Here is a 17392-nt window from a genome sequence, read left to right as displayed (position 1 = left end):
TATTGAAGTAGAGCCCGCTGTCGGAGTCGAAGATGAAAAACTGGCTGGACGAGATCAAGTGGGACGCCGATGGCCTGGTGCCGGCGATTGCCCAGGATCACAAGACCGGACGCGTCCTGATGATGGCCTGGATGAACCGCGAAGCACTGGAATTGACCGCCGCCGAGAACCGTGCCATTTACTGGTCACGTTCCCGTGGCAAGCTGTGGCGCAAGGGCGAAGAGTCCGGCCACGTGCAGACCCTGCATGAGATGCGCCTGGACTGTGACGCTGACGTGATCATCCTGATGGTTGAGCAGATCGGCGACATCGCCTGCCATACCGGCCGTCAGAGCTGCTTCTACCGCGTCTTCGAGAACGGCGACTGGAAAACCGTCGACCCGGTGCTGAAAGACCCGCACGCTATCTATTCCGCAGGACACAAACATGAGTGACACTTTGACCCGTCTGGCCCAGGTGCTGGAAGAGCGCAAAGGCGCCGCCGCCGATAGCTCGTATGTCGCCAGCCTGTACCACAAGGGCTTGAACAAGATTCTGGAAAAAGTCGGCGAAGAGTCGGTCGAAACCATCATTGCCGCCAAGGATGCCGCCATCAGCGGTGACTGCAGCGATGTGATCTACGAAACCGCCGATTTGTGGTTCCACAGCATGGTCATGCTCGCCCAACTGGGGCAGCATCCACAGGCTGTGCTCGATGAACTGGACCGTCGCTTCGGTCTGTCCGGACACGCCGAGAAAGCCTCTCGCCCGTCCGCCTGAACAACTATTTAGAGAGGAACGCAACATGGGCATTTTTGACTGGAAACACTGGGTCGTCATCCTGGTTGTCGTGGTGCTGGTGTTCGGCACCAAGAAACTGAAAAACCTCGGCACTGACGTGGGCGAGTCGATCAAGGGCTTTCGTAAAGCCATGAACGACGACGAGAAACCGGCTGACCCGACAGCGACCCCGGCCCAACCGGTTCCACCTGTTCAGCCACAGACCACACAGTCCGTGAACCCGCCGCACACCATCGACGTGCAGGCGCAAAAAGTCGAAGAGCCGATCCGCAAAGACTCGTGAGCACTGACTAATGTTTGGTATCAGCTTCTCTGAATTGCTGCTTGTCGGCCTCGTCGCCCTGCTGGTGCTGGGCCCCGAGCGTCTGCCGGGCGCTGCGCGCACCGCCGGCCTGTGGGTTGGGCGGCTGAAGCGCAGCTTCAACGCGATCAAACAGGAAGTTGAACGTGAAATCGGTGCCGACGAGATTCGCCGGCAACTGCACAACGAGCACATTCTGTCCCTGGAGCAGGAGGCGCGGAAGATTTTCACGCCAACTCAGCAGGAGCCGACGCTGGTGGAACCTGTCGCGACGCAGACGATTCATGCGCCAGCGGCTGAGGCTATGCCGGTGGCTGCAGCCGCTGAACCTGCACCTGCAACTCCAGTAGAACCTGTTGCTCCTGCCGCCGCGCCGACAACACCGGCGCCTCACGACACCACTTTGCCGCCGCGAGCCCCATGAGCGATCTCCCCGAAAACGACCAGCACATGCCGCTGGTTTCGCACCTCACCGAGTTGCGCACTCGCCTGCTGCGTTGCGTAGCGGCGATCTTCATCATCTTCGCCGGGTTGTTCGCCTTCACCCAGCAGATCTATACCTTCGTCTCCACGCCGCTGCGTCAGTACCTGCCGGCCGGTGCGACAATGATCGCCACCGACGTGTCCTCGCCATTCCTGACGCCGCTGAAACTGACCATGATGGTTTCGCTGTTCCTGGCGATCCCGGTGATTCTGCATCAGATCTGGGGCTTCATCGCACCGGGCCTGTACAAGCATGAGAAGCGCATCGCCGTGCCCTTGCTGGTATCGAGCATCATGCTGTTCTATACCGGCATGGCGTTCGCCTATTACCTGGTGTTCCCGCTGATCTTCAAGTTCTTCGCCGCCGCCACCCCGGCCGGCGTGGAAATGATGACCGACATCAGCAGCTACCTCGATTTCGTCATGACGCTGTTCTTCGCCTTCGGCGTGGCGTTCGAGATTCCGGTGGCTGTGGTGCTGCTGGTGTGGATCGGCGTGGTCAACGTCGCCTACCTGAAGAAAATCCGCCCGTACGTGATCATTGGCTGCTTCGTGGTCGGCATGATTCTGACGCCACCGGACATCTTCTCGCAGACGCTGTTGGCCGTACCGATGTGGCTGCTGTTCGAGATCGGCATCCTGTTCGGTAGCCTGATCAGCAAGCGCGGCGAACACCCGGACGATCAGCCGGCTGACGATCACAACGACCAGCCGCCAGCGACTCAAGCGTGAACCTGCTGCTCCTCGAAGAGGCCGACTTCATTGCGGCCGACCGGGTGATCCTGCGCGATCGCCGGTTGACTCATATGCAGGAAGTCCACCGCTCGGTGGTGGGCGACAGCCTGCGGGTCGGGCGTATCGGTGGGTTGATGGGCTCGGCCGAGTTGCTGCGCCTGGACGCCGATGAGGCTGAGTTGCGCGTCACCCTCGACCAGCCGCCACCGGCCAAGCTGCCACTGACCTTGGTGTTGGCGCTGCCGCGACCGAAAATGCTCCGTCGGGTGTTTCAGACCGTGGCCGCCATGGGTGTGCCGCGCATCGTGCTGGTGAACAGCTATCGCGTTGAGAAGAGCTTCTGGCAAACCCCATTCCTGGAACCCGAGGCGATTCGCGAGCAGTTGATCCTGGGTCTTGAACAGGCTCGCGACAGCGTGCTGCCGGAAGTCGTCATCGAGAAGCGCTTCAAGCCCTTTGTCGAAGATCGTTTGCCGGCCATTACCGAAGGCACCCTCGGTCTGGTCGGCCATCCCGGTAACTACCCGCCCTGCCCTCGTGGCCTGAACGAACCCGTGACCCTGGCCATCGGCCCCGAAGGCGGCTGGATTCCCTACGAAATCGATTTGCTGGGCAAGGCCGGCCTGCAACCGGTGCAACTTGGCGACCGCATCCTGCGAGTCGAAACCGCCGTTACTGCGCTGCTGGCACGCCTCTTCTAACCCCAGACACTTACCCTGTGGCGAGGGAGCTTGCTCCCGCTCGGCTGCGAAGCAGTCGTAAAACCGGTGAATGCGTCTTGCTGGTAAAAAGCGGTGGCCGCTTCGCGCCCAAGCGGGAGCAAGCTCCCTCGCCACAAGTGTTTACTCGCCTACAGATCCCTGCCAGCCGGCCGATACAGTTCCCATAAAACCGATTAATGGTCCGAGGGAGTTGCAGCATGTACCGTTGGCTAGCCGAGAAACTGGGAAACGTAAGCGTCAATCGCAAACTAGGTATCGGCTTCGGTCTGGTGCTGCTTCTGACCTTGTTGATCACCTTCACCGGCTGGACCGGTCTGAGCGGTGTGATCAGCCGTGGCGATACGCTTGGGTTTATTTCCAGCCTCAATGAGCTGACCAAAGACCTGCGCCTCGCCCGCATGGATTACGACATGCGCCGTGGCGAACAAGGCCCGGGCGCTGTCAACGAGCTGATCGGCCAACTCGAAACCGGCCTGAAAACCGCCCGCACGCTGATCGAACAGCCTGCCGACGTGGCAATGATCGACCAACAATTGGCCGCGGTCAGCGAATACAAACGCGCCTTCGCTGATATGACTCAGGCCACCGCTACCCGCGAAAATGCTCGCAGCAAACTGGGCGCCACCGCCGATAACGCCGTGGCCCGTGTCGCCGAAGTCGAAAATTCCTTGTTGCAAGGCGACAGCGTCGCTCAGTTCAACAGCGTGATCGACCTGAGCAAGCTGATCCAGCAAGCGCGTTTCCAGGTCCGCGGCTATACCTACAGCGGCAAACCCGAGGCCGAGCAGCCTGCGCTGGACGCCATTGGCAACGCTCTGAAAAACCTCGAAAGCCTGCCGTCTCAACTGCCGGAACAACACATCGATAACCTGCAACAGGCGACCGACTCACTCAAAGCCTATCGCGCGGCTGTCAGCCAGTTCCGCGACTCCCAGGTCGCCAGCGCTGCCGCCCTCAAACGCATGAGCACGCAAGGCGACATTCTGCTCGACCTCAGCAAAAAGCTCACAGTCTCGCAAACCGTCGTGCGTGACACCGATGCGGCACACGCCAAAAACTTGCTGCTGATGGCCACCGTCCTCGCGTCGGCCTTTGGCTTGTTCGCGGCTTGGGCCATCACTCGCCAGATCGTCATTCCGCTGAGCCAGACCCTCAAAGTGGCCGAGCGTGTCGCCGCGGGCGACCTGACTCACAACCTGACGTCCGAACGCCGGGACGAACTGGGTCAGTTACAGCGCGCCATGCAGAGCATGACCCTGGGCCTGCGAGATCTGATCGGTGGCATCAGCGATGGCGTGACCCAAATCGCCAGCGCCGCTGAAGAGCTGTCCGCCGTCACTGAGCAGACCAGCGCCGGGGTCAACAGCCAGAAGGTCGAGACCGATCAGGTGGCCACCGCCATGCACGAAATGACCGCCACGGTGCAGGAAGTCGCGCGCAACGCCGAGGAAGCATCCGAAGCTGCCGTCGCCGCCGACCAGCAGGCCCGCGAGGGTGACCGGGTGGTTGGCGAAGCCATCGCCCAGATCGAGCGCCTGGCTACCGAAGTCGGTAACTCCACCGAAGCCATGGGGCATCTGAAGCGCGAAAGCGACAAGATCGGCAGCGTGCTCGACGTGATCAAGTCCGTGGCCCAGCAAACCAACCTGTTGGCGCTCAACGCCGCCATCGAAGCCGCCCGCGCCGGTGAAGCCGGGCGCGGTTTTGCGGTGGTCGCTGACGAAGTCCGCAGCCTGGCCCAGCGCACCCAGAAGTCCACCGAAGAAATCGAAGAGTTGATCGTCGGCCTGCAAACCGGCACTCAGCAAGTCGCGACCATCATGGACAACAGCCGCAGCCTGACCGACAGCAGCGTCGAACTGACCCGTCGCGCCGGCAGCTCGCTGGAAAGCATCACCCGCACCGTGTCGGCGATCCAGTCGATGAACCAGCAGATCGCCGCCGCTGCCGAGCAACAGAGCGCAGTGGCCGAAGAGATCAACCGTAGCGTGCTGAACGTGCGTGATGTGTCCGAGCAGACCTCGGCCGCCAGTGAAGAGACCGCGGCCTCCAGCGTCGAACTGGCGCGGTTGGGGACGCATTTGCAGATGCTGGTGGGGCGGTTCAAGGTTTGAGCTGATGCGGGCATCCCGGTTCGCTTGAAACCGGGGTGATGCAATCGCGGGCAAGCCCGCTCCCACAGGATCTGTGCCGAACACAAAGTTGGGTTCAGTCAGATCAACTGTATGAGGCGTTCCCGGCAGCGCGTGGGAATGATCATCAGCCAAAAAAAACCCCGCTTTCGCGGGGTTTTTCATTAGGCCAACTGAGGCTGCACGCTCACAGGCTTGAGCGGCAGCAGCGGCGCATGGGGATCGGCATCCACCGATGTGCGCCAGGCTTGTAGCCACTCGGCATGACCTTCGTTCCAGACTTGCTCATGCAAGCGACCCAGTGCCACCGGATCGCTCAGCAGGGCCACACGCTCGTCGTTGGTCAACCCGGCAGGCCCGACCTTCATCGCATGGCGAACCCGCTCGATACGCAGCCATTCGATCGGCTCTGCCTGACGGTGACGGGACGTCGCCAGCGCGCACGCCAAGGCGTTCTGTTGTGGATCGACCACTGCCCGGACGAAGCCGTCGTTCAGCGCATGCCAACGGTTTTCGTGGGTGTACTGATCGGTCGCCAGCAACGCCTGTGGCGGATTGTATTCCTCAGGGATCAGGAACAGGCTTTCGTCACGGGACTTGAGGCCCAGGCCGACACGGCTGGAGATCACCGATACCGGGATCGACAGCATCAGCGAACCGACAATCGGCACCAGCCACCAGAGGAAGCTCGGGTTCAGCCAGATCACCAACAGCGCCCAGAAGAAGCCCAGCAAGGTTTGCGGACCGTGGCGTTTTACCGCTTCGCTCCATGGTGTGGAGTCATCGTCACGTTGTGGCGAGTTCCAGGTCGCGGCCCAGCCGAGGAACGCGGCGAGTACGAAACGGGTGTGGAAAATCATCCGCACCGGCGCCAGCAGCATGGAGAACAACATCTCCAGCAGCATCGACAGCGTCACCTTGAACTTGCCACCGAACTCTTTCGCGCCCTTGGCCCAGATCAGGATGATGCTCAGCAACTTCGGCAGGAACAGCAGCACGATGGTCGTCGAGAACAGCGCAATCGCCTTGTCCGGCTGCCATTGTGGCCACAGTGGATAGAGCTGACGCGGTTCCAGGAAGTATTGCGGCTCCATCAACGTGTTGACCGCCAGCAAGGCCGTCGACAACACCAGGAACAAGAACCACAACGGCGCAGACAGGTACGACATCACGCCGGTCAGGAACACCGCACGGTGCACCGGGTGCATGCCCTTGACCAGGAACAGCCGGAAGTTCATCAGGTTGCCGTGGCACCAGCGACGATCACGCTTGAGTTCGTCCAGCAGGTTCGGTGGCAGTTCTTCGTAGCTGCCCGGCAAGTCGTAGGCAATCCATACGCCCCAGCCGGCACGGCGCATCAGCGCAGCTTCGACGAAGTCGTGGGACAGAATCGCACCGGCAAACGCGCCTTTACCGGGCAACGGCGCCAGGGCGCAGTGCTCGATGAACGGCTTCATGCGGATAATCGCGTTGTGACCCCAGTAGTGGGATTCGCCCAACTGCCAGAAGTGCAGACCGGCAGTGAACAGCGGACCGTACACACGCGTGGCGAACTGCTGCATACGCGCATAAAGGGTGTCCATGCCCGACGCACGCGGCGCGGTCTGGATGATCCCGGCGTCCGGCGTGGCTTCCATCAGGCGCACCAGACTGCTCAGGCATTCGCCGCTCATCACGCTGTCGGCGTCGAGTACGACCATGTACTTGTAGTCACCGCCCCAACGACGGCAGAAGTCGTCGAGGTTGCCACTTTTACGTTTTACGCGGCGGCGACGGCGACGATAGAAGATCTTGCCGAAGCCTTTGCCTTCACGGCAGACATCCAGCCAGGCCTGCTGCTCGGCAACGCAGATGTCGGCGTCATTACTGTCGCTGAGCACGAAAAAGTCGAAGCGATCCAGATTACCCGAGGCCGCAACCGATTCGAAGGTCGCCCGCAAACCGGCGAACACCCGCGGCACGTCTTCGTTGCAGATCGGCATCACCAGTGCGGTGCGGGCGTCCTTGGCGATCGGCTCGTTACCGGCGCTGGCGCCGGAAATGCGGTACTTGTCACGGCCGGTGATCAACTCAAGGAAGCCCATCAGCGCGGTCCAGAAACCAGCCGAAACCCAGCAGAACAGAATCCCGAACATAATCAGAATGCTGGTTTGCAAGGCATATGGCAGCACCTGCGTGGCGGTTTGGGTCAGAGGTTGATGCAGGACTTCTTCAAGATCGACGAACGACCAGCCCTGGTACGGCATGATGCCTTTCATGTACCAACCGGCGACGATCGTCTGACCGAGCATCAGCACCAGCAGAATGTAGCGTCGGATCGAACCGACGGTGCGCCAGCGAGCCGCTGGCAGCACGTTCTCATCCTTCGGCGGGGCCGGCGGATTGGTGCGCCCCGTCAGCCGACGCCAGCCACGCACCAGAATGTTGGTGCGCCACGGCTCGGGCACGACTTTGGTCCGACGGATCGGTGGGGTTGCCTTGAGGCAAACCCGACCGCTGGCGTCGAGCACCAGCATTTCCGCGTCCGCCAGTTCTTCGACGGTGTTCAGGGTCAGGCGCCGGCCGACCGAGGCTTGAGCAGCCTCGGTCGGCGCGTCGAACGTCGAGGACGACAGACGTTCGTGCAGTTCACTGAAAGACTTGCAACCCGCGAGTTCCGCGCGCTGCTCGTCGCTCATCGGCAAATGCGCCAGATATTCGGCAAGCGTTTGTGGCTGTACTTGTGAATTACTCATCGGCGGGCAACTGATAGCTCCAGGTCTCGGTCAGGACTTGTTCAGTCGGTGCCGATTCCGTTGTGGCTGGGGCCGCTTCGGCAGCGACAGGCTGCTTGGCGTCTTTGTTGTCCTTGTCCTTTGTATCCTTGACTTGCTGGGCTTGTGTTTCAGCCTGCTTGGCTTCCTTGTCCTTCTTCTCCTGCTGCCGGGCGGCGATCTTGTCGGCCTTGGCAACGGAAGAACTGGACGCTGGTGCCGCGGTCTTGAGCGCCTCGGCAGGCGTGATGTTCTTGACCAGTGCTGCGCGCATCTCGGTGGACTTGCTTGGATCCTTGATCTTCATCCGCAGGGTCAGGCGCCAGCCCTTGGTTTCAGGGTTGTAACGGACGCTGTTCTCGACCAGTTCTGCGTTGTCGCCAACACTCACTTGGCTGCGTACTTCAGCGTCTTCCGGCAGGACTTGCAGGGACGGGCCTTCGAAATCCACCAGATAGGCCACGCTGCCGTCCGGCTGACGAATCAGGTTCGACTGCTTGACGTCACCCGTGGAACGCAGGGTCTGTTGAACCCAGGCGCTGTCCGGCGAATGCAGGGAGGCTTCGTCGATGGTCCAGTGCATGCGGTATGCAACGTCCAGGGACTGGCCAGGCTCAGGCAGCTTTTCCGGGCTCCAGAAAGCGACAATATTGTCGTTGGTTTCGTCAGCGGTAGGAATCTCTACCAGATCGACGGAGCCTTTGCCCCAATCGCCTTTCGGTTCGATCCAGGCACTTGGGCGCTTGTCGTAGCGGTCATCGAGGTCTTCGTAGTGACTGAAGTCACGGCCACGTTGCAGCAAGCCGAAACCGCGCGGGTTCTCGATCGAGAAGTTACTCACGGACAGGTGTTTCGGATTGTTCAGTGGACGCCAGATCCATTCGCCGTTACCAGCATGAATCGACAGGCCGCTGGAATCGTGCAGTTCGCGACGGTAGTTCAGCACTTTCGACGGCTGGTTGGCGCCGAACAGGAACATGCTGGTGAGCGGCGCAACGCCGAGTTTGGCGACCTTGTCACGCAGGAACATCCTGGCCTTGACGTCGACGACCGTGTCGCTGCCCGGACGCAGGGTCAGGCGATAGGCACCGGTGGCACGCGGCGAATCCAGCAGGGCGAAGATCACCAGGTGCTTGTCGCCCGGCTTCGGCTGTTGAATCCAGAACTCGGTGAAGCGCGGGAACTCTTCGCCGGATGGCAACGCGGTATCAATGGCCATGCCGCGAGCAGACAGACCGTAGGTTTGCCCCTTGCCGATGACGCGGAAATAACTCGCGCCAAGCATCGTCATGATTTCGTCTTGCTTGTCGGCCTTGTTGATCGGGTACAGCACACGGAAACCGGCATAACCCAGCTGTTCAGTGGCTTTAGGATCGAACTTCACGTCGCCGAAATCGAAACGACTTGGGTCGTATTTGATCTCTTCGACGGTGTTGGCCGTGATTTCGTTGATCTTCACCGGCGTATCGAAGTGCATACCCTGGTGATAGAACGAAAGCTTGAAGGGGGTTTTCTGGTTCGCCCATTCGGCTTTTTCCGTGAGGAACCGAATTTTTTGATAGTCAGCGAATTTCATTTCGCGAAATTCATTCGGCAGGTTACTGCGCGGGGCTTCGTACTTTTGCCCGGCCAGCTCTTTTGCCTTGACCGATACGTCATCCAGATTGAATGCCCAAAGTTGGCCGGCGCTGAACAGGCAGAGCAGTGCAGAGCCTGCTACCAGAGCGCTTCGAAACCGTTTGGCAGACAATTTTGGTGCATTACAGGGACTAACAATCACGAGCAACCCTCGCCGAAAACAGATCAAAAAACCAACGGCCAGTTAAAGTGCCAGCACGGTGTGCGGTGGAAAAAAACCGACCCTGCGAACGACTCTTGCCAAGTTGGCGAGCATTGTTCCGACTCCTATGGGGCAAAATGATTCCCCAACAGGTCTCGGACAAGTCTCTACCTAAGTCAAAACGGACCAACGAACGCCGATCCCCGTAGCGCGCGATTATCTAGCAGGCCGCGTTACAACGCATCAGGGGGAACCAAGTATTTATCGGGAAAAGCCCCCGTTTTCAGTCGAAATGCCCTTAAAAAGATGTTTCAAGTGCTTTCACGTCTGTAACAGGAAGGTTACCGGGCCATCATTGACCAGGTGCACCTGCATATCCGCGCCGAATCTACCTGATGCCACAGTGCCATGCACCTGTTTCGCTTTACCCAATAGATAGTCGAACAGCTCCTCACCCAAAGCAGGAGGTGCCGCGGTCGAAAAACTGGGGCGCAACCCGTTTTTGGTGTCGGCGGCCAGGGTGAACTGCGAGACCAGCAGCAACCCACCGCCTACGTCCGCCAGGGACAGATTCATCTTGCCCTCGGCGTCACTGAATACTCGATAGTTAAGCAGTTTATGCAGAAGTTTGTCGGCGCTGGCCGGAGTATCGTCGGGCTCGACCGCCACCAGCACCAGCAACCCCTGATCTATCGCCCCAACCACCTCCCCCGCAACCTCGACTCGCGCGCCACGCACGCGTTGCAGCAGGCCCTTCATGCTTCGTCAGGCGACAAGTTGAGCATACGACGGGCCATCAGATCAGCGGCGCGTACCAAGGCATCGGTGATACCCGATTCGGACGCTGCATGACCGGCGTCGCGAATCACCTGCAATTCGCTGTTCGGCCAGGCCTGATGCAATTCCCAGGCGTTGTCCAACGGACAGATCACGTCATAACGACCATGGACGATAACGCCAGGCAGGTGGGCGATCTTGGCCATGTCACGAATCAGTTGGTTCGGCTCGAGGAAAGCATTGTTGGTGAAGTAATGGCACTCGATACGGGCGATGGACAACGCACGCTGAGGCTCGGAGAAGCGGTCGACCACCAGCGGATTCGGCCGCAGGGTGGCGGTGCGGCCTTCCCACATGGACCAGGCCTTGGCCGCGTGCATCTGGGCGATCTGATCGTTGCCGACCAGGCGTTTGTGGAACGCCGAGAGTAAGTCGTGGCGTTCGTCCTGCGGGATCGGGGCGATGTAGTCCTGCCAGTAATCGGGAAACAGGCGACTGGCGCCACACTGGTAGAACCACTCGATTTCCTGGGGACGGCAGAGAAAAATCCCGCGCAGAATCAAACCGTGCACGCGTTCCGGATGGGTTTGCGCGTAGGCCAGGGCCAGGGTCGAACCCCAGGAGCCGCCGAACAGCACCCATTTGTCGATGCCCAGGTGCTTGCGAATCCGCTCGAGGTCGGCGACCAGATCCCAGGTGGTGTTGTTTTCCAGGCTGGCGTGGGGCGTGGAGCGACCGCAACCACGCTGGTCGAAGGTGACAATGCGATACAGGTTCGGATCGAAATACCGGCGGCTCTGGGCATCACATCCGGCGCCAGGGCCGCCGTGGATGAACACCACCGGCAAACCTTCCGGCGAACCGCTTTCGTCGACATACAGCGTGTGGGTTTTATCGACAGCCAGATCGTGCCGGGCGTGGGGTTTGATCTGCGGGTACAAAGTCTGCATTGCGCGCTCCGTAAGGGGTCGAGGTCATCCCTGGGGGGACTTCTATTATTCTGCCGTCCGGCATCATAAACCCGAATTACTTCAATGAGCATGCCCCTTGCAGCGTCAGAGTTTGTCAGCTCGTTTTCTCAGCCAAATAGCCGAGCAGGGTTTCATAGAGTCGGTCGACCTCGGCGACCTGCCCCCGCGCCCGCAAACAGCCGTGAACCAGCCCTTCCCCGCAATAAAGCGTTGCGCTCACGCCTGCTGTGTTGAGTCGCTCGGCGTAAAGCACGCCGTCATCGCGCAGCGGGTCGAACTGCGCCACTGCGATCAACGCCGGTGGCAGACCGCTGAAATCGTCGGCGAGCAAGGGCATCGCATAGGCACCCGGTTGTCGGGTCCCCGCTAAATACAACGCGTGATAACAATCCAGATCGCTGCTGCTGAGCAATGGCGCATCGGCGCATTCGCTGCGCGACGGCAATCGGTGATCGCCGCCCAGTCCCGGATAGATCAGAACTTGTGCGCATGGCATTGGCTCACCGGCATCGCGCACCGCGAGGCACAACGCAGCGGCGAGGTTGCCGCCAGCGCTGTCGCCTGCCACCAGGGTCCGCGCAGGGTCGAGTTGAAACGGTCCCGCGCGCAGCGCGCGCCAGACACTCAGGCAGTCATCGAACGCCGCCGGAAACGGATGCTCCGGCGCCAACCGATAATCGACGGCGATTACCATCACCCCGAGCACTGACGCCAGTTCGGCGCAGATGAAGGCGTGGGAATCCAGATCCCCCACCACCCAACCGCCGCCGTGCAGATACACGATGCACGGCCAACCGTTGGTCGACGGCGGGACCGGCGGTTGCCAAGAGCGTACGGCCACGCCTGCCAATTGGAAGTCGACCACCTCAAGCCCCGCAGGACACGGTGGGGTAAACGCCCGGCACATCTCGCTGTAGGCCTGACGCAGGCCGGTGAGGCTGCTGTCGGTGCTGTTGAAACTGAGGGTTTTCTCGACGAAAGCCGCCATGTGTTCAGAGAGTGGATAAGGAGCCATGAGCCTGCAGCCAGCCAAATAGAGGAAGTCAAAAAATTTGAACGACGCAAATCCTGTGGGAGCGTGGCTTGCCCGCGAACAATGCACCGCGGTTTTTCAGGTATTACGCGTCATCGTTCTTCGCGGGCAAGCCACGCTCCCACAGGTTCTGCGCCCCCCTCGCCACACTGATTCCGCTCGACCAGTCAGTTTTTCAAACTGGCCTGAACGGTTGCTACTCCCTCCTTGCCATCAAAACTGCTGACACCTGCCAGCCAGCGCTGAAGATCTTCGGGATGATCACGCAGCCACTGTCTGGCGACATCCTGCGGCGTCTTGCGCTCCATGATTGGCACCATTAATTGGCTTTCCTGGGCCGCGGTAAAGGTCAGGTTTTCCAGCAGGCGGTTCACGTTCGGGCAGCGCTCGGCATAGTCCGGCGCGGTCACGGTGGAAACGGTCGCCGCACCTTCGTTCGGTCCGTAGACGTCTTCGCTGCCGGTCAGGTAGGCGATGTTCATGTTGATGTTCATCGGATGCGGGGTCCAGCCGACGAACACCACGAACTCCTTACGATTGACCGCCCGCTGAACGGCGGCAAGCATGCCGGCCTCACCGGACTCGATCAGCTTGAAATCCTTCAAGCCAAATTGATTGGTCTCGATCATGGTTTTGATCGTGGTGTTAGCACCGCTGCCCGGCTCGATGCCATAGATCTTGCCGCCAAGCTGATCCTTGAATCTGGCGATGTCGGCGAAGGTTTTAAGGCCCGCCGCCGCAACGTAGTCAGGCACGGCAAGGGTCGCCTGGGCATCCGAGAGGCTCGGTTTGTCCATGACCTTCACTTGATTGGCGGCCACGAACGGCGCGATGTTTTTATCCATCGCCGGTTTCCAGTAACCGAGGAAGATATCGAGGCGTTTGTCGCGGATGCCGGCGAAGATGATTTGCTGCACGGCGCTGGTTTGCTTGCTTTCGTAGCCGAGGCCGTTGAGCAACACGTCAGCCATGCCGCTGGTGGCGATGACGTCGGTCCAGTTGACCACGCCCATGCGTACGGTCTTGCAGGAAGCGGGGTCGTTGGCGAAAACGCTGGTGCTCAGGAGAGCCGTGCCGCAGAGGATTGAGAGACAGCGGGTGAACAGTCTTTTCATCGGGAGAGTCTCGTGCGGCAGATTATTGTGAGGGCCGGTGTCTTCGTGCACCGTGCCCAGAACATTACGCAGCGTCGAGAGGGTAAAAGCGCCCTGTGGCGACCGTGTTTTGCACGGTGGCGACTGTCCTGATGCGTTATCAAGGCGAACACCAATCTGTGGCGAGGGAGCTTGCTCCCGCTGGGTTGCGAAGCAGCCCCCAAACCATTCAACCGAGTTTTATCAGATACGCCCGACCAGCCAGGTTTACGACGGCTTCGCCGCCGAGCGGGAGCAAGCTCCCTCGCCACAAAGGCCCGCTCGCCACAGGGTTATGCGCTGTAGTGCTTTGCGCCCCACGCCAACAGCCCTTGCAGCAATTCCCTGAGCACCACTTGCGTCGGTGCCGCCAGGTCTGGGCGATAACGGAACGGCTCGAACTCTTCCATGTACGTGCACTGACCCAACTCCAGTTGCACGGCATGGATGTTCTCGGCCGGGTTGCCGTAATGCCGGGTGATGTGCCCGCCCTTGAAGCGACCGTTCAGCACATGGCTGTAATCGCCATGCCGTGCGCAGATGGCTTCCAGCTGGCTGGCCAATTGTGGATCGCAACTGGCGCCATTGAAGGTGCCGAGGTTGAAGTCAGGCAATTTGCCGTCAAACAGGTGCGGGATGATCGAGCGGATCGAGTGCGCATCGAATAGCAGCGCGTAGCCGAATTCGGCTTTCAGCCGTGCCAGTTCCTCCTGCAAGGTCCGGTGATAAGGCGTCCAGATCTGCTCCAGATAAGTCGCTCGTTCTGCGGCCGATGGTTCCAGCCCTTCGCGGAACAATGGAATGCCGTCGAACAGTGTCGCCGGATACAGACCGGTGGTGGCGCCGACATATAAAGGCTTGTCGTCGGACGGTCGGTTCAAATCGATGACAAACCGCGAGTACTCGGCTGCCAGGGTGCTGGCGCCCAGCTCGGCGGCGAATTCGTAAAGCCGGGGGATGTGCCAGTCGGTGTCCGGCAGGCTTTTCGCGTCGGGAATCAATCCCGCTTCGACCACTGGGGTCAGGCGCAGGCCGGCGTGGGGCATGCTGATCAGCAGCGGCACGCGGCCTTGTTTGAAGTTCAGAACCTTATCCACAACTGCTCTCCTAAACGCTTGTTTCGACGCCGTGACGCACGACGCGTTTTTCCAGGTCGCCGCCCAGCCAGTACGACAGGTCGGCCGGTCGATCAATCTGCCAGGCGACGAAGTCTGCGACTTTGCCGGCTTCCAGCGAACCGTGAGTCTCGGCCATGCCCAGCGCGGTGGCGGCATGAATCGTTGCGCCAGCCAAGGCCTCTTCCGGGGTCATGCGGAAACAGGTGCAGGCCATGTTCAGCATCAAGCGCAACGACAGCGCCGGCGAAGTGCCCGGGTTGAGGTCGCTGGCGATGGCGATTTTTACGCCGTGTTTGCGCAGGGCATCCATCGGCGGCAATTGGGTTTCCCGCAGGAAGTAGAACGCGCCGGGCAGCAATACCGCGACCGTGCCGGACTTGGCCATGGCGATGGCGTCGTCTTCGGTCATGAATTCCAGATGATCGGCGGACAATGCGTGGTAACGCGCCGCCAGGCTCGAACCGTGCAGCGACGACAATTGCTCGGCATGCAGCTTCACTGGCAAGCCGAGGTTCTGCGCAGCGACGAAAACCCGTTCGACCTGTTCCGGCGAAAACGCCAGGTACTCGCAGAAAGCGTCCACCGCATCCACCAGCCCTTCGGCCGCCAGGGCCGGAAGCATTTCGCTGCAGATGTGATCGATGTAAGCGTCGGCGCGATCAACGTATTCCGGCGGCAAGGCGTGGGCAGCCAGGCAAGTGCTGCGCACGTTGACCGGCAGCTCGGCGCCAAGACGGCGGATGACCCGCAGGATCTTGCGTTCGCTGGCCAGGTCCAGGCCGTAGCCGGACTTCATCTCGACCGTGGTCACGCCGTCGCGCATCAGGCTCTTCAGACGCTTGGCAGCGCTGGCGAACAGCTCGTCTTCAGTCGCCGCGCGAGTCGCGCGCACGGTGCTGGCGATGCCACCACCGGCCGCTGCGATTTCCGCGTAGCTGACGCCTTGCAGACGTTGCTCGAATTCACCGCTGCGGTTGCCGCCGAACACCGTGTGGGTGTGGCAGTCGATCAGGCCCGGAGTCACCCAGGCCCCTTTAAGATCATTGACTGCCGGGTACTCGCCTGACGGCAGTTCGCCGCGCGGACCAATCCACTCAATGTGCGCACCTGACGTCACGATAGCCGCATCCTCGATAATCGAGTAGACGCCTTGCGCCATGGTTGCGACGTGGCAGTGTTGCCAGAGAGTTTTCATCCTTGGCCTCCGTTAGGTTATCGATGAGAAAAAGAAGGTTCCCGCTCCACCAGTACTGCCTTCCCTGCCGCCGGCTTCACCCACGTCAGGTACGCCAGCACCAGCAATACAATCCAGACCACGCCGACGATCAGAGCCGCCTGGGTATCCGGGAAATAGCCCAGCACACCGAAAATGAACAGCATGAACGCAATCGCCGCCATCGGCGCATAAGGCCAGAACGGCACCGGGAATTTCAGTTGTGCGACCTGCTCGGCGTTCATGGAACGACGCATCGCCACCTGGGTGAACAGAATCATCAGCCAGACCCACACCGTGGCGAAGGTTGCGATGGAGGCGATCAACAGAAACACGTTTTCCGGAATCAGGTAGTTCAGCAGCACGCCCAGCAGCAGCGCGGCACTCATCACCACCACGGTCATCCATGGCACGCCATTGACCGACAGGCGGGCGAAGCCCTTGGGCGCATGCCCTTGCTGGGCCAGACCGTACATCATCCGGCCCGCGCCGAAGATGTCACTGTTGATGGCCGACACCGCCGCCGAGATCACCACAATATTGAGGATGGTCGCCGCCGAACTGATCCCGAGGTTGTCGAAAATCTGCACGAATGGACTGCCCTGGCTGCCAATCTGCTGCCAAGGAAAGATCGACATCAGCACAAACATCGTCAGCACGTAGAACAGCAGGATACGCAACGGTACGGCATTGATCGCCCGGGGCAGCACATGCTGCGGGTCTTTGGCTTCACCCGCCGTTACGCCGATGATTTCAATGCCGCCAAACGCAAACATCACCACGGCAAACGAAGCGATCAGGCCACCTACGCCGTTGGGCATAAAGCCGCCATGGCTCCAGAGGTTGCTGATGTCGGTCGCCTGGGCGCCGGGCGCGGTGCTGATACCGAACAGCATGATGCCGAAGCCACCCAGGATCATCGCAACGATGGCCGCGACCTTGAGCAGCGACAACCAGAATTCCATTTCACCGAAGACTTTGACGTTGCACAGGTTCAAGCCGCCGACCACCGAAACGATGCCGAGCACCCAAATCCAGCGTGCGACTTCCGGAAACCAGAAGCCCATGTAAATACCGAACGCGGTGACGTCGGCCATACCGACGATGACCATTTCAAACGCGTAGGTCCAACCGAGGATGAAGCCCGCCATCGGCCCCAGATAGGTGCTGGCGTACTGGCCGAATGAGCCGGCCACCGGGTTATGCACCGCCATCTCGCCGAGGGCGCGCATGACCATGAACACCGCCGCGCCACCGATCAGGTAAGCGAGCAATACCGCAGGCCCGGCCATTTGAATGGCCGAGGCAGAACCGTAGAACAGCCCGGTGCCGATAGCCGACCCCAGCGCCATGAAGCGAATATGTCGGGCAGAGAGCCCGCGTTTCAAACCCTTTTCTGGCTGTTGCATTTCTCGTCCTTAATTATTTTTATTGGCGACATGATCGTTCCCACGCTCTGCG

Annotated in this window: 16 protein-coding genes; 7 read left to right on the top strand and 9 right to left on the bottom strand. The window is 60.5% G+C overall.

Annotated features, from left to right (window positions below):
- Window positions 1-32: 32 nt before the first annotated feature.
- The 7 genes from hisI to KGB18_RS05525 all read left to right on the top strand — a co-directional run bounded on the left by hisI (window position 33) and on the right by KGB18_RS05525 (window position 5135).
- On the top strand, window positions 33-434 hold the full coding sequence (gene hisI, locus KGB18_RS05555; RefSeq protein WP_007909357.1) for a phosphoribosyl-AMP cyclohydrolase: 402 nt from the start codon (window positions 33-35) through the stop codon (window positions 432-434).
- Window positions 427-759 (top strand): phosphoribosyl-ATP diphosphatase, encoded by a 333-nt coding sequence (locus KGB18_RS05550; protein WP_007899279.1) that lies wholly within the window; start codon window positions 427-429, stop codon window positions 757-759. The genes hisI and KGB18_RS05550 overlap by 8 nt, the downstream gene beginning before the upstream one ends.
- A 25-nt stretch (window positions 760-784) precedes the next feature.
- Entirely contained in the window at window positions 785-1063 is a 279-nt protein-coding gene (locus tag KGB18_RS05545; RefSeq protein ID WP_123721592.1) for a twin-arginine translocase TatA/TatE family subunit, read from the top strand.
- Window positions 1064-1073: 10 nt separating this feature from the next.
- On the top strand, window positions 1074-1505 hold the full coding sequence (tatB, locus tag KGB18_RS05540) for a Sec-independent protein translocase protein TatB (RefSeq protein WP_223569508.1): 432 nt from the start codon (window positions 1074-1076) through the stop codon (window positions 1503-1505).
- A complete protein-coding gene (gene tatC / locus KGB18_RS05535) occupies window positions 1502-2296 on the top strand; it encodes a twin-arginine translocase subunit TatC (protein WP_123721594.1) in 795 nt (264 codons plus the stop codon). Before tatB ends, tatC begins: the two co-directional genes overlap by 4 nt.
- Window positions 2293-3000 (top strand): 16S rRNA (uracil(1498)-N(3))-methyltransferase, encoded by a 708-nt coding sequence (locus tag KGB18_RS05530; protein WP_123721595.1) that lies wholly within the window; start codon window positions 2293-2295, stop codon window positions 2998-3000. The genes tatC and KGB18_RS05530 overlap by 4 nt, the downstream gene beginning before the upstream one ends.
- 218 nt (window positions 3001-3218) lie before the next feature.
- Entirely contained in the window at window positions 3219-5135 is a 1917-nt protein-coding gene (locus tag KGB18_RS05525) for a methyl-accepting chemotaxis protein (protein WP_123721596.1), read from the top strand.
- A 182-nt stretch (window positions 5136-5317) separates the two neighbouring features.
- Here KGB18_RS05525 and mdoH read toward each other — a convergent pair whose 3' ends face one another.
- The 9 genes from mdoH to KGB18_RS05480 form a co-directional block, all read right to left on the bottom strand.
- The gene (gene mdoH / locus KGB18_RS05520; protein WP_223569507.1) at window positions 5318-7888 is read right to left on the bottom strand and encodes a glucans biosynthesis glucosyltransferase MdoH; all 2571 of its coding nucleotides are present in this window, start codon (window positions 7886-7888) and stop codon (window positions 5318-5320) included.
- On the bottom strand, window positions 7881-9686 hold the full coding sequence (locus KGB18_RS05515; RefSeq protein ID WP_123721598.1) for a glucan biosynthesis protein G: 1806 nt from the start codon (window positions 9684-9686) through the stop codon (window positions 7881-7883). Before KGB18_RS05515 ends, mdoH begins: the two co-directional genes overlap by 8 nt.
- Before the next feature lie 321 nt (window positions 9687-10007).
- On the bottom strand, window positions 10008-10445 hold the full coding sequence (gene dtd / locus KGB18_RS05510; RefSeq protein WP_123361149.1) for a D-aminoacyl-tRNA deacylase: 438 nt from the start codon (window positions 10443-10445) through the stop codon (window positions 10008-10010).
- Window positions 10442-11413, bottom strand: a complete 972-nt coding sequence (gene pip / locus KGB18_RS05505) for a prolyl aminopeptidase (RefSeq protein ID WP_048396065.1) — start codon at window positions 11411-11413, stop codon at window positions 10442-10444. Before pip ends, dtd begins: the two co-directional genes overlap by 4 nt.
- 115 nt (window positions 11414-11528) lie before the next feature.
- The gene (locus KGB18_RS05500) at window positions 11529-12449 is read right to left on the bottom strand and encodes an alpha/beta hydrolase (RefSeq protein WP_223569506.1); all 921 of its coding nucleotides are present in this window, start codon (window positions 12447-12449) and stop codon (window positions 11529-11531) included.
- Between the two features lie 185 nt (window positions 12450-12634).
- The gene (locus KGB18_RS05495) at window positions 12635-13582 is read right to left on the bottom strand and encodes a choline ABC transporter substrate-binding protein (RefSeq protein WP_123721599.1); all 948 of its coding nucleotides are present in this window, start codon (window positions 13580-13582) and stop codon (window positions 12635-12637) included.
- A 311-nt stretch (window positions 13583-13893) separates the two neighbouring features.
- A complete protein-coding gene (hutG, locus tag KGB18_RS05490) occupies window positions 13894-14697 on the bottom strand; it encodes an N-formylglutamate deformylase (RefSeq protein WP_223569505.1) in 804 nt (267 codons plus the stop codon).
- Between the two features lie 10 nt (window positions 14698-14707).
- Window positions 14708-15913: an imidazolonepropionase gene (gene hutI, locus KGB18_RS05485; protein ID WP_223569504.1), complete on the bottom strand. Its 1206-nt coding sequence runs from the start codon at window positions 15911-15913 to the stop codon at window positions 14708-14710.
- 17 nt (window positions 15914-15930) lie between these two features.
- Window positions 15931-17340, bottom strand: a complete 1410-nt coding sequence (locus tag KGB18_RS05480) for an amino acid permease (RefSeq protein ID WP_223569503.1) — start codon at window positions 17338-17340, stop codon at window positions 15931-15933.
- Window positions 17341-17392 lie beyond the last annotated feature (52 nt).

This window comes from Pseudomonas sp. BF-R-26 (genome assembly GCF_019947395.1).
In the GTDB taxonomy this organism is placed as follows: domain Bacteria; phylum Pseudomonadota; class Gammaproteobacteria; order Pseudomonadales; family Pseudomonadaceae; genus Aquipseudomonas; species Aquipseudomonas farris.
This window is presented reverse-complemented; position numbering and strand designations above follow the sequence as displayed.